The 19316-nt window shown below is 41.0% G+C and carries 10 protein-coding genes and 1 pseudogene; 7 read left to right on the top strand and 4 right to left on the bottom strand.

What is annotated here, in order from left to right; genetic code table 11:
* Window positions 1-113 precede the first annotated feature (113 nt).
* Complete coding sequence (secA, locus tag D0T20_RS02890; RefSeq protein WP_116438341.1) at window positions 114-2885, top strand: preprotein translocase subunit SecA; 2772 nt, start codon at window positions 114-116, stop codon at window positions 2883-2885.
* Between the two features lie 88 nt (window positions 2886-2973).
* Here the strand turns inward: secA and D0T20_RS02895 are convergent, their stop codons facing one another.
* Window positions 2974-3513 (bottom strand): hypothetical protein, encoded by a 540-nt coding sequence (locus D0T20_RS02895; RefSeq protein WP_116438342.1) that lies wholly within the window; start codon window positions 3511-3513, stop codon window positions 2974-2976.
* Window positions 3514-3585: 72 nt separating this feature from the next.
* On the opposite strand from D0T20_RS02895, the gene D0T20_RS02900 reads away from it, so the two are divergent.
* A complete protein-coding gene (locus D0T20_RS02900; RefSeq protein ID WP_116438343.1) occupies window positions 3586-4290 on the top strand; it encodes a lysophospholipid acyltransferase family protein in 705 nt (234 codons plus the stop codon).
* 1 nt (window position 4291) lies between these two features.
* Here the strand turns inward: D0T20_RS02900 and D0T20_RS02905 are convergent, their stop codons facing one another.
* Together D0T20_RS02905 and D0T20_RS02910 are read right to left on the bottom strand one after the other, a co-directional pair.
* The gene (locus tag D0T20_RS02905; protein WP_116438344.1) at window positions 4292-6628 is read right to left on the bottom strand and encodes a protein kinase domain-containing protein; all 2337 of its coding nucleotides are present in this window, start codon (window positions 6626-6628) and stop codon (window positions 4292-4294) included.
* Between the two features lie 82 nt (window positions 6629-6710).
* Window positions 6711-7814 carry a polyprenyl synthetase family protein gene (locus D0T20_RS02910; protein ID WP_116438345.1) on the bottom strand — a complete coding sequence of 368 codons (1104 nt, stop codon included), beginning with the start codon at window positions 7812-7814 and terminating at the stop codon, window positions 6711-6713.
* Between the two features lie 272 nt (window positions 7815-8086).
* Between D0T20_RS02910 and D0T20_RS02915 the strand changes: the two genes are divergently transcribed.
* The 5 genes and pseudogenes from D0T20_RS02915 (at window position 8087) to D0T20_RS02935 (ending at window position 16378) form a co-directional block, all read left to right on the top strand.
* The gene (locus D0T20_RS02915) at window positions 8087-9037 is read left to right on the top strand and encodes a hypothetical protein (protein WP_016635587.1); all 951 of its coding nucleotides are present in this window, start codon (window positions 8087-8089) and stop codon (window positions 9035-9037) included.
* Window positions 9038-9172: 135 nt separating this feature from the next.
* A complete protein-coding gene (locus tag D0T20_RS02920; RefSeq protein WP_020973680.1) occupies window positions 9173-10477 on the top strand; it encodes an RNA polymerase sigma factor in 1305 nt (434 codons plus the stop codon).
* A 93-nt stretch (window positions 10478-10570) separates the two neighbouring features.
* Window positions 10571-12994, top strand: a complete 2424-nt coding sequence (locus D0T20_RS02925; protein ID WP_016784776.1) for a DNA gyrase/topoisomerase IV subunit B — start codon at window positions 10571-10573, stop codon at window positions 12992-12994.
* Window positions 12995-13063: 69 nt separating this feature from the next.
* On the top strand, window positions 13064-14248 hold the full coding sequence (locus D0T20_RS02930; RefSeq protein ID WP_020973678.1) for an MFS transporter: 1185 nt from the start codon (window positions 13064-13066) through the stop codon (window positions 14246-14248).
* Between the two features lie 197 nt (window positions 14249-14445).
* Window positions 14446-16378 (top strand): annotated as a pseudogene (locus tag D0T20_RS02935) (InlB B-repeat-containing protein).
* A gap of 66 nt (window positions 16379-16444) precedes the next feature.
* Here the strand turns inward: D0T20_RS02935 and D0T20_RS02940 are convergent.
* Window positions 16445-19129 (bottom strand): DNA gyrase/topoisomerase IV subunit A, encoded by a 2685-nt coding sequence (locus tag D0T20_RS02940; RefSeq protein WP_016784782.1) that lies wholly within the window; start codon window positions 19127-19129, stop codon window positions 16445-16447.
* Window positions 19130-19316: the final 187 nt, after the last annotated feature.

Raw genomic sequence — 19316 nt, forward strand, 5'->3', positions numbered from 1 at the left:
ATACGCTGTTTTGGACTCGCGAGCTGCAAAAATCGTAGCCGTCGCGTAATATAGGCACAGTTTACGTCTATATTGGCTAGCCGAATAATAGACACGACCTAAGGGAGCTAAACGTGGTAGATATCGTTGATAAAGCCTTGCGCATGGGTGAAGGCCGTCAATTGAAGCGCCTTGAGAACGTTGCGAAGGCTGTGAATGCGCTTGAAGATCAGATTTCTGCGCTTTCGGACGAGGAACTTAAAGGACAAACGGCAAAATTCAAGCAAAAGTTAGACAATGGTGCGAAGCTTGATAACTTAATGCCAGAAGCCTTTGCTACAGTGCGAGAAGTTTCAAAGCGTACTCTTGGTCAGCGTCACTTTGATGTTCAGCTTATGGGCGGTGCAGCATTGCATTGGGGCAATATTGCAGAAATGAAGACTGGTGAAGGTAAAACACTCGTTGCAACACTGCCTAGCTATTTGAACGCTTTGGAAGGCAAGGGCGTTCATGTTGTTACTGTTAACGACTATCTTGCTAGCTACCAGAGTGAGCTTATGGGTCGTATTTACAGGTTCCTTGGCATGAGCGTTGGATGCATTATTACAGATCAGCAGCCACCAGAGCGTAGGAAGCAATACAACGCAGATATTACGTATGGCACAAACAACGAGTTTGGCTTCGACTATTTGCGAGACAACATGGCTTGGGAAAAGGGCGATCTTGTTCAGCGTGGTCATCACTATGCAATCGTCGATGAGGTTGATTCCATTCTTATTGATGAGGCTCGTACGCCACTTATTATCTCGGGACCTGCCGAAGGCGATGTTACGCGTTGGTATCGCGAGTTTGCAAAGCTTGTTCTAAAGCTTGATCGCGATGTTGATTACAAGATTGACGAAAAGCGCAAGACTGCTGGTATTTTGGATCCAGGCATTGCAAAGATTGAAGATTATTTAGGTATTGATAATCTTTACGAGCCAAGCAACACTGCTTTGATTGGCTACTTGAACAATGCTTTGAAAGCTAAGGAATTGTTCCTTCTTGATCGCGATTATGTTGTTACTAATGGCGAAGTTTTGATTGTTGACGAGCACACTGGCCGTGTTCTTCCAGGTCGTCGTTATAGCGAAGGCTTGCATCAAGCGATTGAAGCTAAAGAAAATGTGGAAGTAAAAGCAGAAAATCAGACTTTTGCAACTATTACTTTGCAAAACTACTTCCGCATGTACGACAAGCTCGCTGGCATGACTGGTACTGCAGAAACGGAAGCTGCCGAGTTTATGGGAACATACAAGCTTGGCGTTCTTCCAATTCCTTCTAACCGTCCAGTTATTCGTATGGATAAGGATGATTTGATCTTCCGCACTAAGAAGGAAAAGCTTGCTGCGATTGTTCGAGACGTGGCTCAGCGTCATGCAAAGGGTCAGCCTGTTTTGCTTGGTACTGCATCGGTTGAATCTTCCGAAATCGTTTCTTCACTTTTGGATGTTGCTCGTATTCCTCATCAAGTGTTGAATGCTAAGCAAAACGCTAAGGAAGCAGCTGTTGTTGCTGTTGCAGGTCGTAAGGGTGCTGTGACTGTTGCTACAAACATGGCAGGTCGTGGTACAGATATTATGCTTGGCGGAAACGTTGAGTTTTTGGCAGATGCAAAGCTTAAAGCAGAAGGCTATTCTCCAGACGATACTCCAGAAGAGTACGAGAAGCGTTGGCCAGGCGTTTTGGCAGAAGTTAAGGAACAAGTTAAAGACGAGCACGAAGAAGTTAAGAAGCTTGGTGGCTTGTATGTTTTAGGCACTGAGCGCCACGAATCTCGTCGTATTGATAATCAGCTTAGAGGCCGTTCTGGCCGTCAGGGAGATCCTGGCGAATCGCGCTTCTACCTAAGCTTGGAAGATGACTTAATGCGTTTGTTCAACACTCAGCTTGTTGCGCGTGTTATGGCTAAGGGCTTGCCAGAAGGTGAACCAATCGAATCTAAGTATGTTTCTAATGGCGTGCGCACGGCTCAAAAGACTGTTGAAGCTCGTAACTTTGAAATGCGTAAGAACGTTTTGAAGTACGATGACGTTATGAACAAGCAGCGTACGGTTATCTATTCGGAACGTCAAGCTGTTCTTAAGGGCGAAGATATTCACGAAGATATCTTAAAGTTTATTAAAGATACTGCAGATAGCTACGTTCGTGGAGCAATGAACGGTTCTGACAAGCCTAAGGATTGGGATTGGGAAGGCCTTAAAGATGCTGTGAACGCAGTTATGCCAATTATTGTTGATTGGGATCAGCTTCGCTTGCAAATTGAGCCTCTTAAGGGTCAAAAAGCTGTTGATACTTTAAGAGACACGATTGTAGATAGTGTAACAACTATTTACGCAGTGTTTGAAGAGCGAATGGGCTCCGATAGCTTGCGTCAGTTTGAGCGAAGAGTTGTTTTGGCTGTTCTTGATAGAAAGTGGCGTGAACATCTTTACGAGATGGATTACTTAAAGGATGGCATTGGCTTGCGCGGTATGGGTCAGCGAGATCCTTTGGTTGAGTACCAACGCGAAGGCTTCCAAATGTACAACTCTATGATTGAGGCCATTAAGGAAGAGTCTATTCAGCTTCTGTTCCGCATGAATCTTGAGCAGATTGTTGCAGAAACAGAAAATCAAGATGATTCTTACATTGACGAAAGCATTGAGCAAGAAGAGCAAGAAGAAGACGAGCATTCTGGAATCGTCGGTCCTGCTCCTATGAGCCATGCAGAAGGCGAAGTTCCATTAAGCAAGCGTCCAAAGGCGGAGGAGTGGAAGACTCCTTGGGCCGATGGTCGTACGTTCCCTGGAACAAATAAGAACGACGAATGCCCATGCGGATCTGGCAGAAAGTACAAGCTTTGCCACGGTCAAAATGAGGATTAAAGTTAACGTTTTATAAAGTAAACGTCTAATAAAAATGAGGCTGGTGTTAATGCATCAGCCTCATTCTTTTCTTTTTGCTCGAATACACCTAAACTCGCGCGCCTTTTCCAAAATCGCTATAGTCTTCGCTAGAAGTATTGTCCTTTTTTCTGCTCATAAGTAGGCCTGCGCCACCAATCAAAAATAGGAAAGCACTAACAGAGCCAGTGTAAATCGCAAAATATGGCACTAGAACGCTCAAAATCATGCCTAGAACGCCCAAAACAAACACGCTCCATAAAACTACAAGGGTAATGGAAACGTTCTTAAAATGGGGGTTTGGAGCAACAAAGTCGTCTCCGTATTCGTCCATTGTTTTATCAACATCGAGCCAGCTTGATGTTGTGTTATCTCTTGGACCAGGTTTAGTGCTAAATGCTATGTTTCTTAATGGTTCTGCAGCTTGATTAATGCGTTTTCTAAAGATTTTTGCGCTTTTAGACTTTTCTAAATCATTAAAATCTTTTTTGTGCTCGCTAACGAATTGAGACCAGTCGTCGTTAAAGTTTTGACTAAACGAATCGTCACCATTGCTGTTTTCGTTATTGTACAAACGGTTATGGGAGTTGGTATTCTTAGAAGAAGTCATGAATTATACTGTAGCAAGTCTGCTTGATAGTTTGAATGCTATTTTGTGAATCTTGCTAGAATGGGGATTAGCATGTTGTATTGGTTCTTTGTAAAGGGGTTTGGATTCATTGCTCGCTTAAGGATTCATCCTACTGCTCAAGGAGTCAACAATATTCCTAAAACAGGCGGAGCGATTATTGCAGCAAATCATCTTGCTGTTATTGACGATGCGCTTTTGCCTCTTACATGCCCGCGCATGATTCATTTTATGGGAAAAGCTGAGTATTTTGAAGGCAAAGGGTTAAAGGGCCGCTTTAAAAAGTGGTGGTTTACGTCTGTTGGCGTGTTTCCAGTGGATCGTTCTGGCGGATCAAAATCGCTTGGTGCGCTGAATCATGCTAAAGAAATCCTAGAAAAAGGTCAACTTTTTGGAATTCACATTGAAGGAACAAGAAGCCCAGATGGAAAGCTATATAAGGGTCATTCTGGCGCTGCAAGATTAGCTCTAGAAACAGGAAGCCCGATTGTTCCAGTTGCGATTATTGGCACTCGCGAACTTCAAAAACATGGCCAGATTATGCCTGCAAAGGGCAATACTAAGGCGATTTACGGAAAGCCGATTGAAGTTAGCAAGATGAGTCCAGAAGAAATTACGCACGATATTCTTCGAGATCTTACTAATAAAGTAACAAAAGCAATCCAACAAATGAGCGGTCAAGAGTACGTTGACGAATATGCGCAAACTGTTAAAAAGCGCATGCTAGAAGAGTCGCAAGCAAAAGCGAATAATCGTTAAGCTAAATAATCGTCAACGTTACTGTTGTTGGATTTCCGCTTTCGTCTAGAACTCTAACTTGAGACCCAGGAGCTGCGGATTGGAACCTAACAGTGTGCATAAGATCGCCCAAAGGCGCAGAAATATTAACTTTTAGTCCAAGCGATTCAAGTATTCTTCTAGCTTCATTAGCGTTCTTATTGCGCACATCTGGCATTGTTATAGTCTTTGGTCCCTTAGAAACAACAACATCGAGTTTATCTCCCCAATGCATTTGCGTTCCTTTTTGCACGGACGCGCTAATAATCTTGCCTTTTTCTACTTTGTCATTAAATTCTTCGCTGTAGTTTGGAACTAATTTTGCTTCGTTAAACGCCTTATCTGCTTCTTCTTTTGTAAGATTAACAACGTCTGGCATAGAAACAGGCATTGGCCCCTTAGAAAGAATCACAGTAATATTTTTATTGTGATTCATTTGCATTCCAGGAGTTGGCGAAATCTCAACAACGCATCCTTTAGGAATTTCCAAAGAATAAATGTCTTCGCTTGGTTTATGCGTAATAGAAGTAAATCCTGCCTTTTTTAATGCTTTTATAGGATCTTTTCCAGCGTTGGAAGTTGGATCTATAATATCTTCTGGAATGGTTGACTTGCGTACGCCTTTTGAAACAACAATTTTAACGCGGCCATTATTTCGCTTAGAGATTTTGCTGCCACTAAAATCTGGATTAGTGAAAATAATGTTTCCTTCGGGTATGTTGTCGCTAAAGTCTTTAGAAACGGAATAAGGAATATTAGATATTTTAAGAGTGCGCTCGTAGTCTGCCCACGGAACGTTTGTTATTTTGCATGCACTTTGGGATGCGCATTCTTGCGTGTTTGGTTTTGGTAAAGACCAATAGCTTCCAGGGCCTAAATAGTACCAGTACGCGCCAAATGCTACTGCGGCTGCTGCGATCGCTGCGCAACTTGCAGATATAATAATAATGTTTTTACGCGTTTTTTTGCCATTGTCGTTTGCATTATTAGACTTATTTCTTTTAGCTTTTAATCGTTCACTAATAAATTGCGGTGCGCGCATTGTAACAGTGAGCATATTGTTATCGTTAAAGTCTTCTAGAGGATTGCTATTCGTTGAAGTTGAATAGTTTGAAGAGACTTCATTAAAATCGGAGCTTTTTGTAGATAATGTAGATAATGCTTGAGTTGCGTCAATATCAGCTGTTTTATCTATGTCTGTAGTTTTATCTATGTTTGTAGTCTTATTTAGCTTTTCTGTGTTCGCAATCGTGTTACTAGCAAGCGTGTTGTTTGCCAATGCATCATTAGACGAATCAGAATCACTCAAAGTATTTTCACTCAAAGTATTGTTATTCAAGCTAGGCGGAAGCGGTATTTGAGATTTTAGATTAGAGTTTTTATCTTCAATCTTGTTTGCGATTATTGAGTCTTCAAGAGGTTGATTTTCTGCGTCTAAATCTACTTCAAACTTATATTGCCACTCTTCTTCGCTTAAGCCAGAGCACACGCTTCTTAAAATATTAAGCGCTTTAGAAGCGTCACTTGGTCTTTTTTCCATTTCTCGAGCAGTAATCGAACTAAGAAAATCAGCAACCGAAGAATTGATATCTTTGCAAACAGTTTTTATAGAAGGAGTGTCTTCGTGAACATGCTTAAAAACAAGAGTTACTGGATTATCCGCGTTAAAAGGAACTCTGCCAGCAAGCATTTCCCAAGCCATCATTCCTGCGGAATATAAATCTCCTTGAGGGGTCGCAAGATTCTTCTCAATCATTTCTGGAGCAAGGTATGCGGCAGTTCCAAGAAGAAGACCCGTAGAAGAAAGAGTTGCTTGAGAAATTGCACGCGCAAGTCCAAAATCGGTGATTTGCACGTTTCCGCGGTCGTTAATCAAAATGTTTTCTGGCTTAATATCTCTGTGTACAACGCCAGCAAGGTGTGCGGATGCAAGGCCATCTAAAGTCTGAGCTAACACGCGCAAAGTATCTTTTACACTAAAAGTACCGTATTTGTTCATCTCGTATCTAAGATTTACGCCATGAACATATTCCATAACTAAGTAGTCAAGTCCTTCAAACTCGCCAGTATCGTAAACTTGAACAATATGCGGATTTGCGATTGACGCTGCAGAAGTTGCTTCTCTGCGGAACCTTGCAATAAATTGTTCTCGGTGGATTCCTTGAGCAAGCTGAGTATGCATGATTTTAAGCGCAACAGGGCGATTAAGACGCTCATCTTGCGCTTTATAAACAGTGGCCATGCCACCTTCCGCTATCTTTTTAACTATGCGATAGCGATTTTCAACACACATTCCCAGTTGCGCTTGAACTTCACTCATGTAGTAAATCCCTTATACGCGTATTAAACCCACTACTTAAAAGTGTACAGGTAATACAGTAAAGAATAGTCGCAATTTGCGCTTATTGCCATTCTTTAGGAATAAACATGCTAGAAATATTGTGCAAAATGACTTTACTATGATTGCTTAGCGAACTAGTATCTATTTTTTCTTGCGATTCAACCCAAAGATTGTGAATGCGCTTTTTAGACTTACCTATAGCGCCACTTTTACTATAAATATCAATGATTCTTTTAACGTCATCTTCGTTTCGGTTTTTAGAAGTGTATGCGTTTATTAAGAAGAGATTATCTTCGGGAGTGCAAAGTTCTAATGCGTCTGCTAGAAGAACAGCGCGTTTTCCTTCTCGAATATCTCCTCCGATTGGCTTACCTGTGTGAGCAGAATCCGAAACAATATCTAAAAGATCGTCTGCAAGTTGGAATGCGATTCCTAAAGGATCTCCAATTTGATTTGCTAAGTTGATTGCGTAGTCTTTTTGCATTCCAGCAGCCAAAAATCCTAGAGCAAGAGGTGCAATAGTTGTGTAGCTTGCAGTTTTCCACCTAAAAACGTTTATAGAAGATTCGGCAAGTTTTTGTGGATCATCTAAGCTCATCATTTCGATTGAAAGGTCTAGAATTTGGCCAATTCCAACGTTTTTTTGCATATTTGCAAACTCGCATAAAACCTCATTAGGATTTTGCAAATTTTCGCACGCTTTTCTAGCTATATCGAAGCTTTGAGACGCTAGAATATCTCCGAGCATTAATCCAAGCCCAGTTCCAATATGATTGCTGTTTGTGGCTTTAGATAGAGCGCAATATGCGCTTGGTTTTCCTCGTCTTAAAGCGGATTCGTCGATTATATCGTCGTGAACAAGTGCTGCTGTTTGAAATACTTCTAGAGCGCAAGCAATGTCTAGCATTGTGTTTTTTGAGTTTTTGTAAGAATCGTCACTTTGTGTAGCTGAGTTGCTCTCTTTTGATGCGTCAAAAGCATACAGTGCTAATAAAGCTCTAAGTCGTTTTCCGCCTTCGCTAGACAAAATTGCTTGGGAAACAACGTTTTTAAGTGTTTTATTGCAATTAGAAATAAGATTTATGCAAGCTAAAGAATCAAATTGACTATAAATTAATTCGCCTATACGCGTATCGATGCATGACTTTTGCGAATCTAAACTCATATCTACGAGTTATTCACATGCCTTAGACATTATAAAAGTGAGTATTTTCTAGGATTTATATATGACTTTTCCAGTATTTTCTAGGATTTATAGCCTTTAACCACATTGCTTAGTTTTTATTGCGCTATCGCTTTTGCAATGCAAAACTCTTATTTACAAAGTTAAAAGAAACAGCGAAATCAATACTGCAAATAGCAAATAACGAATAACAAGTAACGAATAGCAAGTAACGAATAACAAATAACAAGCAACAAACAAACAGGGGAGGAATTATGAAAACAATAAAAAACGAGTCTAAAGGCTGCGAAATCAGTGAGACACAATTTTTTGAAGACAAAGATCATGAATATTCAACTTTTAAAGAGATGACGAATATTTATGCTGCAAGTATGATTTGTAACAAATCCGAAGACTATTTTGCTGTGAGTTATGCTTCTGGAAAAACAATAGAAAAAGTGGATCTTAATCATCTTCCAAAAGAGTGTATAGCAGTTTTAGACATTCCTAAAGATTATGTTAACAATCATCATGATTACAACGATAATTGGATTGAAAATCTTAGATCTTTAGCTCCAGAATTTTTTGAAAAGTATATTGATTACATAAACAGAGATTTAGATGTTAAATGTAAGCAAGAAGTATTCTCGGCTTTTGATATTTTTGTAAATCAATCAATACGCAACTGGAATAATATGATTTGCAAAAAAGAAGGAAACATTGTAGGTTACGACCTTATAATGCTGCCGATTGCAATGTTTGACAATATTAACGTTCGAGACACTTTGCTTGTGGCTTTACTGGACTCTAAAGAAGAGTACTACAATATCGACTCGTTGCTTACTCTAGCTTTAGAGCCTAGAACAAAAGAAATATCTAAAGATTTAAGACGTTTTCTAGAAGAAAAATTTAACGAAGATCACGAGCTTCCAGATATTTGTAAAGCGTTAGACGTTGTAAATCTACTAAAAGCTATGGCTTGTGTTGTAGATGGAATACCAGAATTAAAAGTGCAAGTTTACGCTCTAATGTGCTATATAAGTTGGTGGTTTAGGCTAGGTGATGTTGAAAAATATGTTGAAATGGCGTTAGATATAGACCCTGATTGTTCAATGGTTAGAATAGTAGATAACGCATATAGGAATCATGTAGAGCCAGCGTGGTGTAGAAAATTCGCCACGCCGCAAGAAGAAAGTAATAAGGAATCGTCCTTAGAAGATGATTAACTTCTTAATGAAAAGTTGCCCTTGCCATAACTATGCCTTTATGGTATAGTAGAGTGCCTTTAGGGTATAGCAAAATTAAATACCCTATTTTGGCGGATTACTTTGTGTTAGCGGGGAATCTACAGGAGGAAAAGTTTGGCGAGCGAAAATAAAGCAAGTGTCGATTCCAAGACGAGCAAAGAAGAACAACAAGACTTTAAGATTGATGAAGACGTTGATGCTCAAGACGTTGATGCTAATGTTGATGCGCCAATGGATCCAGACGAAGATCACATGGATTTAGAAGATTTTGATGAAATTCACGATGATCTTGATGTAGACGACGTAGACAACTTGGACGATGTTGACGACATTAATAATCTAGACGATATCTCTGAAGACGAAGACGGCGAAGAAACGGACGAAAACAAGTCAGAAGCTCCGCAAGTTCCTCAAGCAAAAGGCGCTTTTATTGTTCGAGATGACGACGATGACGATAATTTAACTCCTTCTGGAAACCCAAAGCGTCGAGTAATCGCTACTGGAGCTACGGCAGATCCTGTTAAAGACTACTTAAAGCAGATTGGTCGCGTTAGCCTTCTTAACGCGGAGCAGGAAGTTGATTTGTCGGAGAGAATCGAAGCTGGTTTGTATGCTCAGCATTTGCTTGACACGCAAATCGACCAAATGGAGTTTAAGCGCAAGCGCGAGCTTAAGTGGGCTGCAGCAGATGGTAAGAAAGCTAAAGATCATCTTCTAGAAGCAAACTTGAGACTTGTTGTTTCGCTTGCTAAAAGGTACACAGGCAGGGGCATGCTTTTCCTTGATTTAATTCAGGAAGGTAATCTTGGCTTAATTCGTGCAGTAGAAAAGTTTGATTGGAAGAAGGGCTTTAAGTTCTCAACGTATGCAACTTGGTGGATTCGCCAGGCGATTACGCGTGCTATGGCAGATCAGGCTCGTACAATTCGAGTTCCAGTGCACATGGTGGAAGTTATTAATAAGCTTTCTAGAGTTCAGCGCCAAATGCTTCAAGACTTGGGTCGCGAGCCTACGCCAGACGAGCTTGCACGCGAGCTTGATATGCCTGTAGAAAAGGTGCAAGAAGTGCAAAAGTATGGTCGTGAGCCTATTTCTTTGCACACTCCTTTGGGCGAAGATGGCGATTCCGAGTTTGGTGATTTGATTGAAGATACCGATGCAATTGCACCATCTGATGCTGTAGCATTCTCTCTTTTGCAAGAGCAGTTCAGGCAGGTTCTTGAAACATTAGCTCCTCGGGAGGCTGGCGTTATTAAAATGCGATACGGCTTGGAAGATGGTCAGCCTAAGACTTTGGATGATATTGGTCGCGTGTATGGCGTTACTCGCGAACGCATTCGTCAAATCGAGTCTAAAACAATGTCTAAGTTGCGTCATCCTTCTAGGTCGCAAACCTTGCGTGACTTCTTAGATCAGTGATTTTGTAACGTTATATTGCAAAAGTGTCGTGTTTCTACTTTAGTTAAGATGCGACACTTATTGCTTAATAGTTAGCTTATATAAGGGGTAGAAGTGGTCTCTAAAGAGCAAGAGCAATATGATGCCGACAGTTTGACAGTGCTAGAAGGCTTGGATGCTGTAAGAAAGCGTCCAGGAATGTATATTGGCACTACAGACAGCCAAGGATTAATGCATTGCCTTTGGGAGATTATTGACAATGCGGTTGACGAGGCTTTAGCTGGAGCTTGTGACCATATTGTTGTTACTCTTCACGATGATGGCTCTATTGAAGTTGCAGATAACGGTCGTGGCATTCCAGTAGACGTGGAGCCAAAAACAAAGCTTACAGGCGTTGAAGTTGTTTTAACTAAGCTTCATGCTGGAGCAAAGTTTGGTAACGCTTCATACAACGCTGCAGGCGGTTTGCATGGCGTTGGATCTTCTGTTGTAAACGCGTTGAGTTTGAGATTAGACGTAGAAGTAGATAGAGACGGAAAAACGCATCATATGGCTTTTCATCAGGGGCATCCTGGTGTGTATAGCGATGCAGATCCAGAAAATCCGTCTCCAGCTTCTCCGTTTAAGCGCACGCGTAAGAACAAGCCTACTGAATTAGAGATTATTGGCACAGTTTCGCCAAAAACTACCGGTACTCGAGTTCGATATTGGGCAGATCCCGAGATTTTTAATTCAACAGCTCGCTTTAGTTACGAACAGTTGATTGATAGAGTTCGTCAAACGAGCTTTTTGGTTCCAGGCTTGCGAATTACTGTTATTGACGAGCATGTGCCAGAAGGCGAATTTAGCGATATTCAAGAAGTTGACAGTAGTTCTAGCGATGATGCGAATATTGATGCGAATGCTGATGCGAATGATAGCGATTTAACAGATGATTTGACGTTTAAGGATGAATCGCAAGCAGCCGAAGATAGTGAATCTAATGAGATAGATCAAACTGAATCGGAGTCAGAAGAAGCTGAATCAGATTACGAATCGGAAGCTGAATCGGAAGCTGAATCAGATAGGGAAATCGATAGCGAAATAGAAGAATCCACCGAGCAATCTGTTGCAAATAGTGAGTCTGCTAGAGAATTGCAAAATAATCATCATCCTAGAGTTGTTGAATTTTTGCACAATGGTGGAGTAAAAGATTTTGTTGACTTTCTTTCAAAAGGTCAAGCAATCTCCGATATTTGGCGAATTACAGGCCAAGACACTTACTTGGAAGAAACGCAAGCTGTTGATGCTGCAGGAGATTTGCATGCTCAACAAGTAACGCGTAAATGCGCTGTAGACATTGCAATGCGCTGGGTAAACGGCTACGATTCAACGATTGTTAGCTTTGTGAACGTTGTTGAAACTCCTGGCGGAGGCATGCACGTAGACGGATTCTTGCAAGGATTAACTAAGCAAATCCGCAAGGCTGTTGAAGACAATGCTAGAAAGCTTAAAGTAAATCTTAAAGATTCAAACACTAAGATTGAGCGAGACGATATTCTAGCTGGAATGGTGGCTGTTGTAACAGTTCGCATAGCAGAGCCTCAATTCCAGGGTCAAACTAAAGATGTTCTTGGAACTGCTCAAGTTAAGCCAATCGTTACAAAAATGACGGATGCTCAATTCGGCGAGATGATTAGTGGGTCTAAGCGAGGATTCAAAGAGCAGTCTGCTAGAGTTTTAGAGAAAATTGTTTCCGAGATGCACGCGCGTATTCAAGCGCGTAAAACTAAGGAAGTTACTCGCAGAAAGAATGCGCTTGAGTCTGCTTCTATGCCGCCGAAGCTTTCTGATTGCCAGCCTGGAAACGACGATGTTGCAGAGCTTTTCATCGTTGAGGGCGATTCTGCGCTTGGTACTGCAAAAGCTGCTCGAAACTCTGCTTTCCAGGCGCTTTTGCCAATTCGCGGTAAGATTTTGAACGTTCAAAAAGCAAGTCTTGCGCAAATGCTCTCTAACAAAGAGTGCGCTGCAATCATTCAAGTTGTTGGAGCAGGGTCGGGCGCAAGTTTTGATATTTCGCAAGCGCGTTATAACAAGATTGTTATGATGACCGATGCAGATGTTGACGGCGCGCATATTCGTATTTTGTTGCTAACGCTGTTCTATCGTTACATGCGTCCGCTTATTGAGCACGGGCACGTTTATGCTGCAGTGCCTCCGCTTCACAGGATTGCGCTCGCTGGAAAGCACAAAGGCGAGTATATTTACACGTATTCCGATGACGAATTGGCTGGAAAGCTTGATGACTTGCAAGCTAAGGGTATTGATTTTAACAGCGATATTCAGCGCTACAAGGGCTTGGGTGAGATGGATGCAGATCAGCTTGCAGACACAACTATGGACCCTAGAACGCGAATGCTAAGAAGGATTCGTATGGAAGATGCTCAGCAGGCGAGCGAAGTATTTGATTTGCTAATGGGCGATGATGTTCCTCCGCGCAAGCAGTTTATTGTTGATAATGCGGACGACTTTGATCGCTCCAAAATCGATACCTGATTTTGTTATGTATTATTTTATGAAGGGGCGTTCGCATTGCAAATATGAAGAACTAGGTTGGGGAATTTTATGATTAACCTTCTTCTTGCAATTATCTATTTAGCATTTATTAGCTTGGGTTTGCCAGATGCTCTTTTAGGATCTGCTTGGCCGACTATGAGCCACGATATTGGCGCGCAAATTTCTTGGGCTGGCGGAATATCAATGGTTATTTCTGCAGGAACTATTGTGTCTGCTCTATTGAGTGACAGAATAACTAAGCGATTTGGCGTAGGAAAAGTTACTTCTGTATCTGTTGCTTTAACTGCGTTGTCATTATTGGGTTTTTCTTTTGCGCCGAATTATCTTGTGCTTATTTTTCTGGCAATTCCGTACGGACTTGGTGCTGGAGGAGTAGACGCTGCTCTTAACAACTATGTTGCTTTGCACTACGAAAGCCGTCATATGAGCTGGCTTCACTGCATGTGGGGTATTGGAGCTTCAGCTGGGCCTTACGTTATGGGTTTTGCGCTTTCTGGCGGATTTGGATGGTCTGCAGGGTATCAATATATTGCTATTGTTCAAGTTATATTAACTGTAATATTGTTTGCAAGTTTGCCATTGTGGAATAATCGTAAATCGCATAAATTACTAAATCCTATTAAGATATCTAAAGAATATTCTAAAACGCTATCTTTTGCAGAAGTTTTGCGCATTCCTGGAGCTAAAAATATTTTTATAATGTTTTTCTGCTACTGCGCTATTGAACAGACTGCAGGATTATGGGCTAGTAGTTACATGGTTTTGCATGGGTCCGTTAACCACGTTGTTGCAGCGGGTTGGGCAAGTTTATTTTATGTTGGTATTACAGCAGGACGATTTATAAGCGGATTTTTGACAATGCGTTTTAATGACGAAACCATGATTCGTCTTGGGCAACTAGTGATGATTTTAGGCATTATTGTATTGTTATTGCCATTGCCAAATCATATAGCATTGGTTGCAGGATTTGTGATTATTGGTTTAGGTTGTGCACCTATTTATCCATGCATTATTCATTCCACACCGCATTATTTTGGAGCTGATAAATCGCAAGCGATTGTTGGCGTGCAAATGGCTAGCGCATATATTGGATCAATGCTAATGCCTGCAATCTTTGGGTTTATTGGTCAAAACGTGTCTATGTCTTTGCTGCCAGCATATTTGATTATTTTGCTATCTATAATGGCGTTTATGCATATGAAATTGATTCGGACTTGCAAAAGTTTAGTATGAAAATATTTTTGTGTGATTGTTTGCTGGTTTTGGTTTAAGATTTATTAAGATTATTGTGAGTTTAGTTACATTTTATTGCTATTGAAAGTATAAGTTGTAGAATATGTGAAGATTCAAACTAATACTGTTAAGCACATGTATTATATTTGTTTTAATCGCTAATAATTTTAGAAGAGTTGGTTTTGCACGAGGAAAAAATGAGTAAGAGAACTAATATAATTTTGACTAGCGCTATGATGGGTATTGCTACTGCTGCGTGTGCTTTTTGCGTAGCGCAAAGTGCGAATGCTGCTGAAACTTCAACTGCTTCTGGTGTTACTACGACTGTAAATTCTTCTGCGGTAGATTCTAAAACATCCATTGGGGGGGGGGGCTTTAGATAGCACTTCCGTAAAACCTTCTGAAAGTATTAACTCTTCAAATTCTAACGAAACTGAAAAAACTAACGAAACTACAAAATATGCTAAATCTGCTAAAACTTCTGAATCTGTAACTGATACTGAAAATTTTGAAACTAATAAGATTACGCAAACTCTTATAGATGTAAGCAATACTAATCTTCCAACAAGTAATCGTGGAAGTATAAATGTACATGAATCTGCAGAATCTAGGGAAGCTTCAAATGATTCAAGTAGCACAAATGATGCATCTTTAACTTGGACGCGTGACGACTTTAATATTTCTGCCGATGGTAAAACTGTTGGTGGCAGGAAAGATGTTTATCATCCTGAAACGAATGAAACAGTAAATGAATATGTGGATGGACTTAGCGCCAAAGGCAAGGAAAAGCTTAAGAAAAATCATCACATAGTTATTCCTGAAGGTATTGAAGTTATTCATGAATGTGCTTTTACTGGAAGTGCAAAGCAGGTTGGGAATAAGCATGAACACATTGATGGCGAAACTTATATTGAGGGTGTAACTCTTCCGCAGTCTCTTAAGATTATAGAATATGGCGCTTTCGGTTGGAATAAAATTAAGGGAACTGTTGTTATTCCAAAAAATGTTATTTCAGTAAGCAATGCAGCCTTTGTTGCTAATGAAATTGAAAAAGTTGTGTTTGAAGGTGTAATTGATGGAACTGGCAAAGAGCATGATACGGATGCTGACCCGTATTATCTTGCTGGAGTTGGTAGTGTTGCTTTCCAAGGTAATAAAATTTCTGAAATTGTTGTAAAAGGTAATTTAGGACAATATAAGTTTCGCTCAGGGGAAAATGATTCACCGTTTGACAATCAAAATCCTGGACCTTTTACTATTGAGGTAGGAGAGGAATATAAGCGCCCTATTACAATTACTCAAGAAAGCTCTGGTCATACAATCAGTGTTATGGAGGGTTTTGAGGAGAATGGGAATCCCGTAACGATTGACCGCTCGCCATATTTTAAGAAAAACTCTGATGGCAAATATGTAGCAGTGAAGACTGGCACCCTTGAAGGTCAGTGTATATTTTATGATTTTGTTAATAATATGCCTAGGATGATTGGTAGATCGCACTTTACCTACAACATTATTCCTAAGGCTAAGATCTACACTGTTACTTTTGTAAATGGCAATAATTCTAATTATGCTTCTGTGCAAGTTAAGGAAGGCAAAAGCATAAGTGAAAACAGTGTTGCAGGTCAGATGATGCCATCGGCACCATCTAAAGAAGGTTATACTTTTGTAGAGTGGAATGCCGACTCTACAGGTAAGGATAAAAGCAAAATATTTACTGATCAAACTCCAGTAAAAAGTGATATGACGGTTTATGCTATTTATACACCTAAGCCAGCTCCTGCTCCGATTCCAACGCCTGTGCCAATGCCAACGCCAACGCCAGATACGACGCCAGATACAGATGAAGAGCAAACTCCAGCTCCAGATTCTACGTCTATTACAGATTTTGTTCCTTCGCATGTGCAAGAATATACAAAGAATCAAGATTATTCGTTTGATGTAAAGAAACAAGATGAAGCGCCATTGAAAATGCAGATTCAAGCTAATTCTGCTAAGCATTTGCCTGAAACTGGCTCTTCAGTGACTATGGCCATGAATTCTTTGTTTGCATCTGTGTTTGCAGGAATTTTCGTACTTGTAGGAGCTAGAAAATCACTTCGTAGCTATTCCAAGCATGCTCGCAAAAACTAGTTACGAAAATCGCAGCTATAGCATACGTTGAAACAATGGCATAAATGGCGTAACTACACAACGTAACTAACCAATATGCGCAATAGGGGAGACTAGCTCGGTTCCCGAAGCATCCCTTCGCATATCTGGCTTAGGTAGCTCTACATTTGCTCCACGTTGTGTAGTCGCGTAAAGCGGATAGTTTCCAACGTATGCATGCAAAAGTGTATTTTGACCCTTAAGGAATCGCTGCGATCGCACGCCTCCCGTGCCGCGACCCTTTGTAGGGTACATTTCTAGCGGCGTAATCTTTGCAGCTCCGTTTTCTGTTCCAGCAAGCGCGTCGCTGTCTCCAGCAAGAGTGAAAACTACGCTTCCAGAAGCAGAAAATAGTCCGTTTTGCCCTTCTTCGTAGTTCCACTCAACGTCATTTTTAGCAACTACAGCAAAAGCAGAAACAACGCATCCTTCGTTAAGCCTAATTCCTGCCATTCCAGCAGAGCTTCGCCCTTGTGCGCGCACTTGCTTTGCGTCGAATGTAAGTAGGGAAGAGTCGCTGCTTATAAACACAATCCTGTCTTCGTCTTTTGCAAGTGCTGCTCCGATTACTGAATCATTATCTTTTAAGTCAATAATGCTCCAGGAATCCATTGTTGTTGGCGATTCAAAATTCCATCGTTTTACAACGCCATTATTTGTTCCGATTGCAAGAGGAATTTTAGAAGATGTAGGAGTTTTAGAATCATCGCTTAATGCAATAGCAGCTACGACTTTTTCTCCTCTAATCGGGTCTGTGCTTTGAGTGGAAGTTAGCAATTCGTTTGCTTTAACTCCATTAGAAAGCGATTCTAAAACGTCTTCGTTTCCTTGATTTAAGTGTGGTAAATCTGCAACATGCGCTATTACTAATCGACCTGCGGATGTTATTAAAGCGTAGTTTGCGCGAGTTGTTGTTTCAAACACGCTTAAGCATGGAGTGTCAAAAACATTTGAAGAATGTGATTGCCATCTATTAAATGTTTCAACGCTTGTTCTTGCTATAAGTCCAGACGTGCTCAAAGCTACAGCGCACGGATCGTCGCTTAATTGCAAAGCTATTGCAGAAGCATCGCTGCTCCCAGACTTTTTGGCGGCCAGAGCAGCTGCTGCAACGTCTGCTTGAGTGCTTGTAATCTTATTTGCTGCAATAACTGCATCCATTGCTAAATCATTGTTTGCAACTTTAGTGTTTTTAGTGCAAACAGGCGTAAAGCTGCCGTCTTCTTGCTCGTCTAAAAGAATCGTTCTGCGAGGAGTATCCCACTGTTTTACAGCGTAATCCATCTCTGCAATCACAACTTTGTCTAACTGATTTGCAGAGCTTAGAATCTCGTTAAGTTCATCTATTTTTTGCAATAAGTCGTTTTTTTCGCCTTCTAGCTCGATTCGACTCATTTTTGTAAGTCTTCTAAGCCTTAAGTCAAGAATGTATTGCGCTTGAATCTCGTCTAAATCAAATACGCTAATAAGCTTTGATTTAGCGGTTTCTGCATCTTCGGAAGACCTAATTACTTGAATCACTTCGTCAATGTCTAGCATTGCAAGAAGTAAGCCTTCTACAAGGTGCAATCTTTCTTTGGCTTTATTTAGCCTAAATTCGCTGCGTCTTCTAATAACGGTTCTTCTGTGCGAAATCCACACGTCTAGAAGCTCGCGAAGACCCATTGTGTGCGGCCTGCCGTCTACTAGTGCAACGTTGTTAATTGTAAAGCTTTCTTGCAGCGGAGTGTGCTTAAAAAGTTGCGCAAGAACAGCGTTTGGGTCGAATCCTGTTTTTATTTCTATTACGATTCGCGTTCCATTGTGCCTATCTGTTAAGTCGATTGCTCCAGATATTCCGTCTAGTTTGCGCGCTTTTATACCTTGAGATATGCGTTCGAGCACGCGCTCTGGGCCAACCATAAATGGCAATTCTGTAACAATAATCGCCTTTTTGCGTGCTGTAACGTTTTCAATATGCGTTTTTGATCTAGTTGTAAAAGCGCCTCTTCCAGTTTCGTACGCTTCGCGGATTCCGCTGCGGCCAATAATTATGCCGCCGCCTGGCCAGTCTGGGCCTGGAACTATTTGCATTAAATCGTCTAGAGTAGCATTTGGGTGCTTCATAACGTATTTTGCTGCAGCAACAACCTCTCCAAGATTGTGAGTAGCCATGTTTGTAGCCATTCCAACTGCGATTCCAGAAGCTCCGTTTACAAGCAAGTTTGGTATAGCAGAAGGCAAAACTGTTGGCTCTTTTAGCTTATTGTCGTAGTTTGGCGCAAAGTCAACAGTGTCTTCGTTTATGTCTGCATTCATTCCAAGCGCTGCTGGAGCTAGTCGCGCTTCTGTGTACCTGGATGCTGCAGGGCCGTCGTCTAAGGAACCAAAGTTTCCATGACCGTCAACCAATGGTAGTCTAAGCGAAAATGGCTGAGCTAAACGCACCATTGCTTCGTAAATTGCGGAATCTCCATGCGGATGTAGCTTTCCCATCACTTCGCCTACAACGCGAGCAGACTTCATATACGCGTGATCTGGCGTAAGATTCATGTTTCCCATTTGGTACACGATTCTGCGCTGTACTGGCTTCATTCCGTCTCTTGCGTCTGGCAATGCGCGCGCGTAAATCACAGAGTATGCGTATTCCAGAAAAGATTTGCTCATCTCTTCGTTAAGCGGCGTTTCAACAATATTCTCTTTAACCTTTCTAGGGTCGAAGGCTGCTTTTGTTGACTTGCTGCGTGAAGGCATAATTTTGAACTCCTTGAAGTGACTTACAAGCCTTTATAATACCAATTTATATGCACAAATGTTTGTTAAATGCTTATTTTCTTGCCATTTTAGTGGTGATTTTTCTGGTGATTTTAGTTGCGTTTTTCCTTGCGATTTTTCTTGCGATTTGAATCTAACTTTAGCGCTAACTCGAATTTCACTTTAT

The sequence above is a fragment of the Gardnerella piotii genome (assembly GCF_003397585.1).
GTDB classification, from domain to species: domain Bacteria; phylum Actinomycetota; class Actinomycetes; order Actinomycetales; family Bifidobacteriaceae; genus Bifidobacterium; species Bifidobacterium piotii.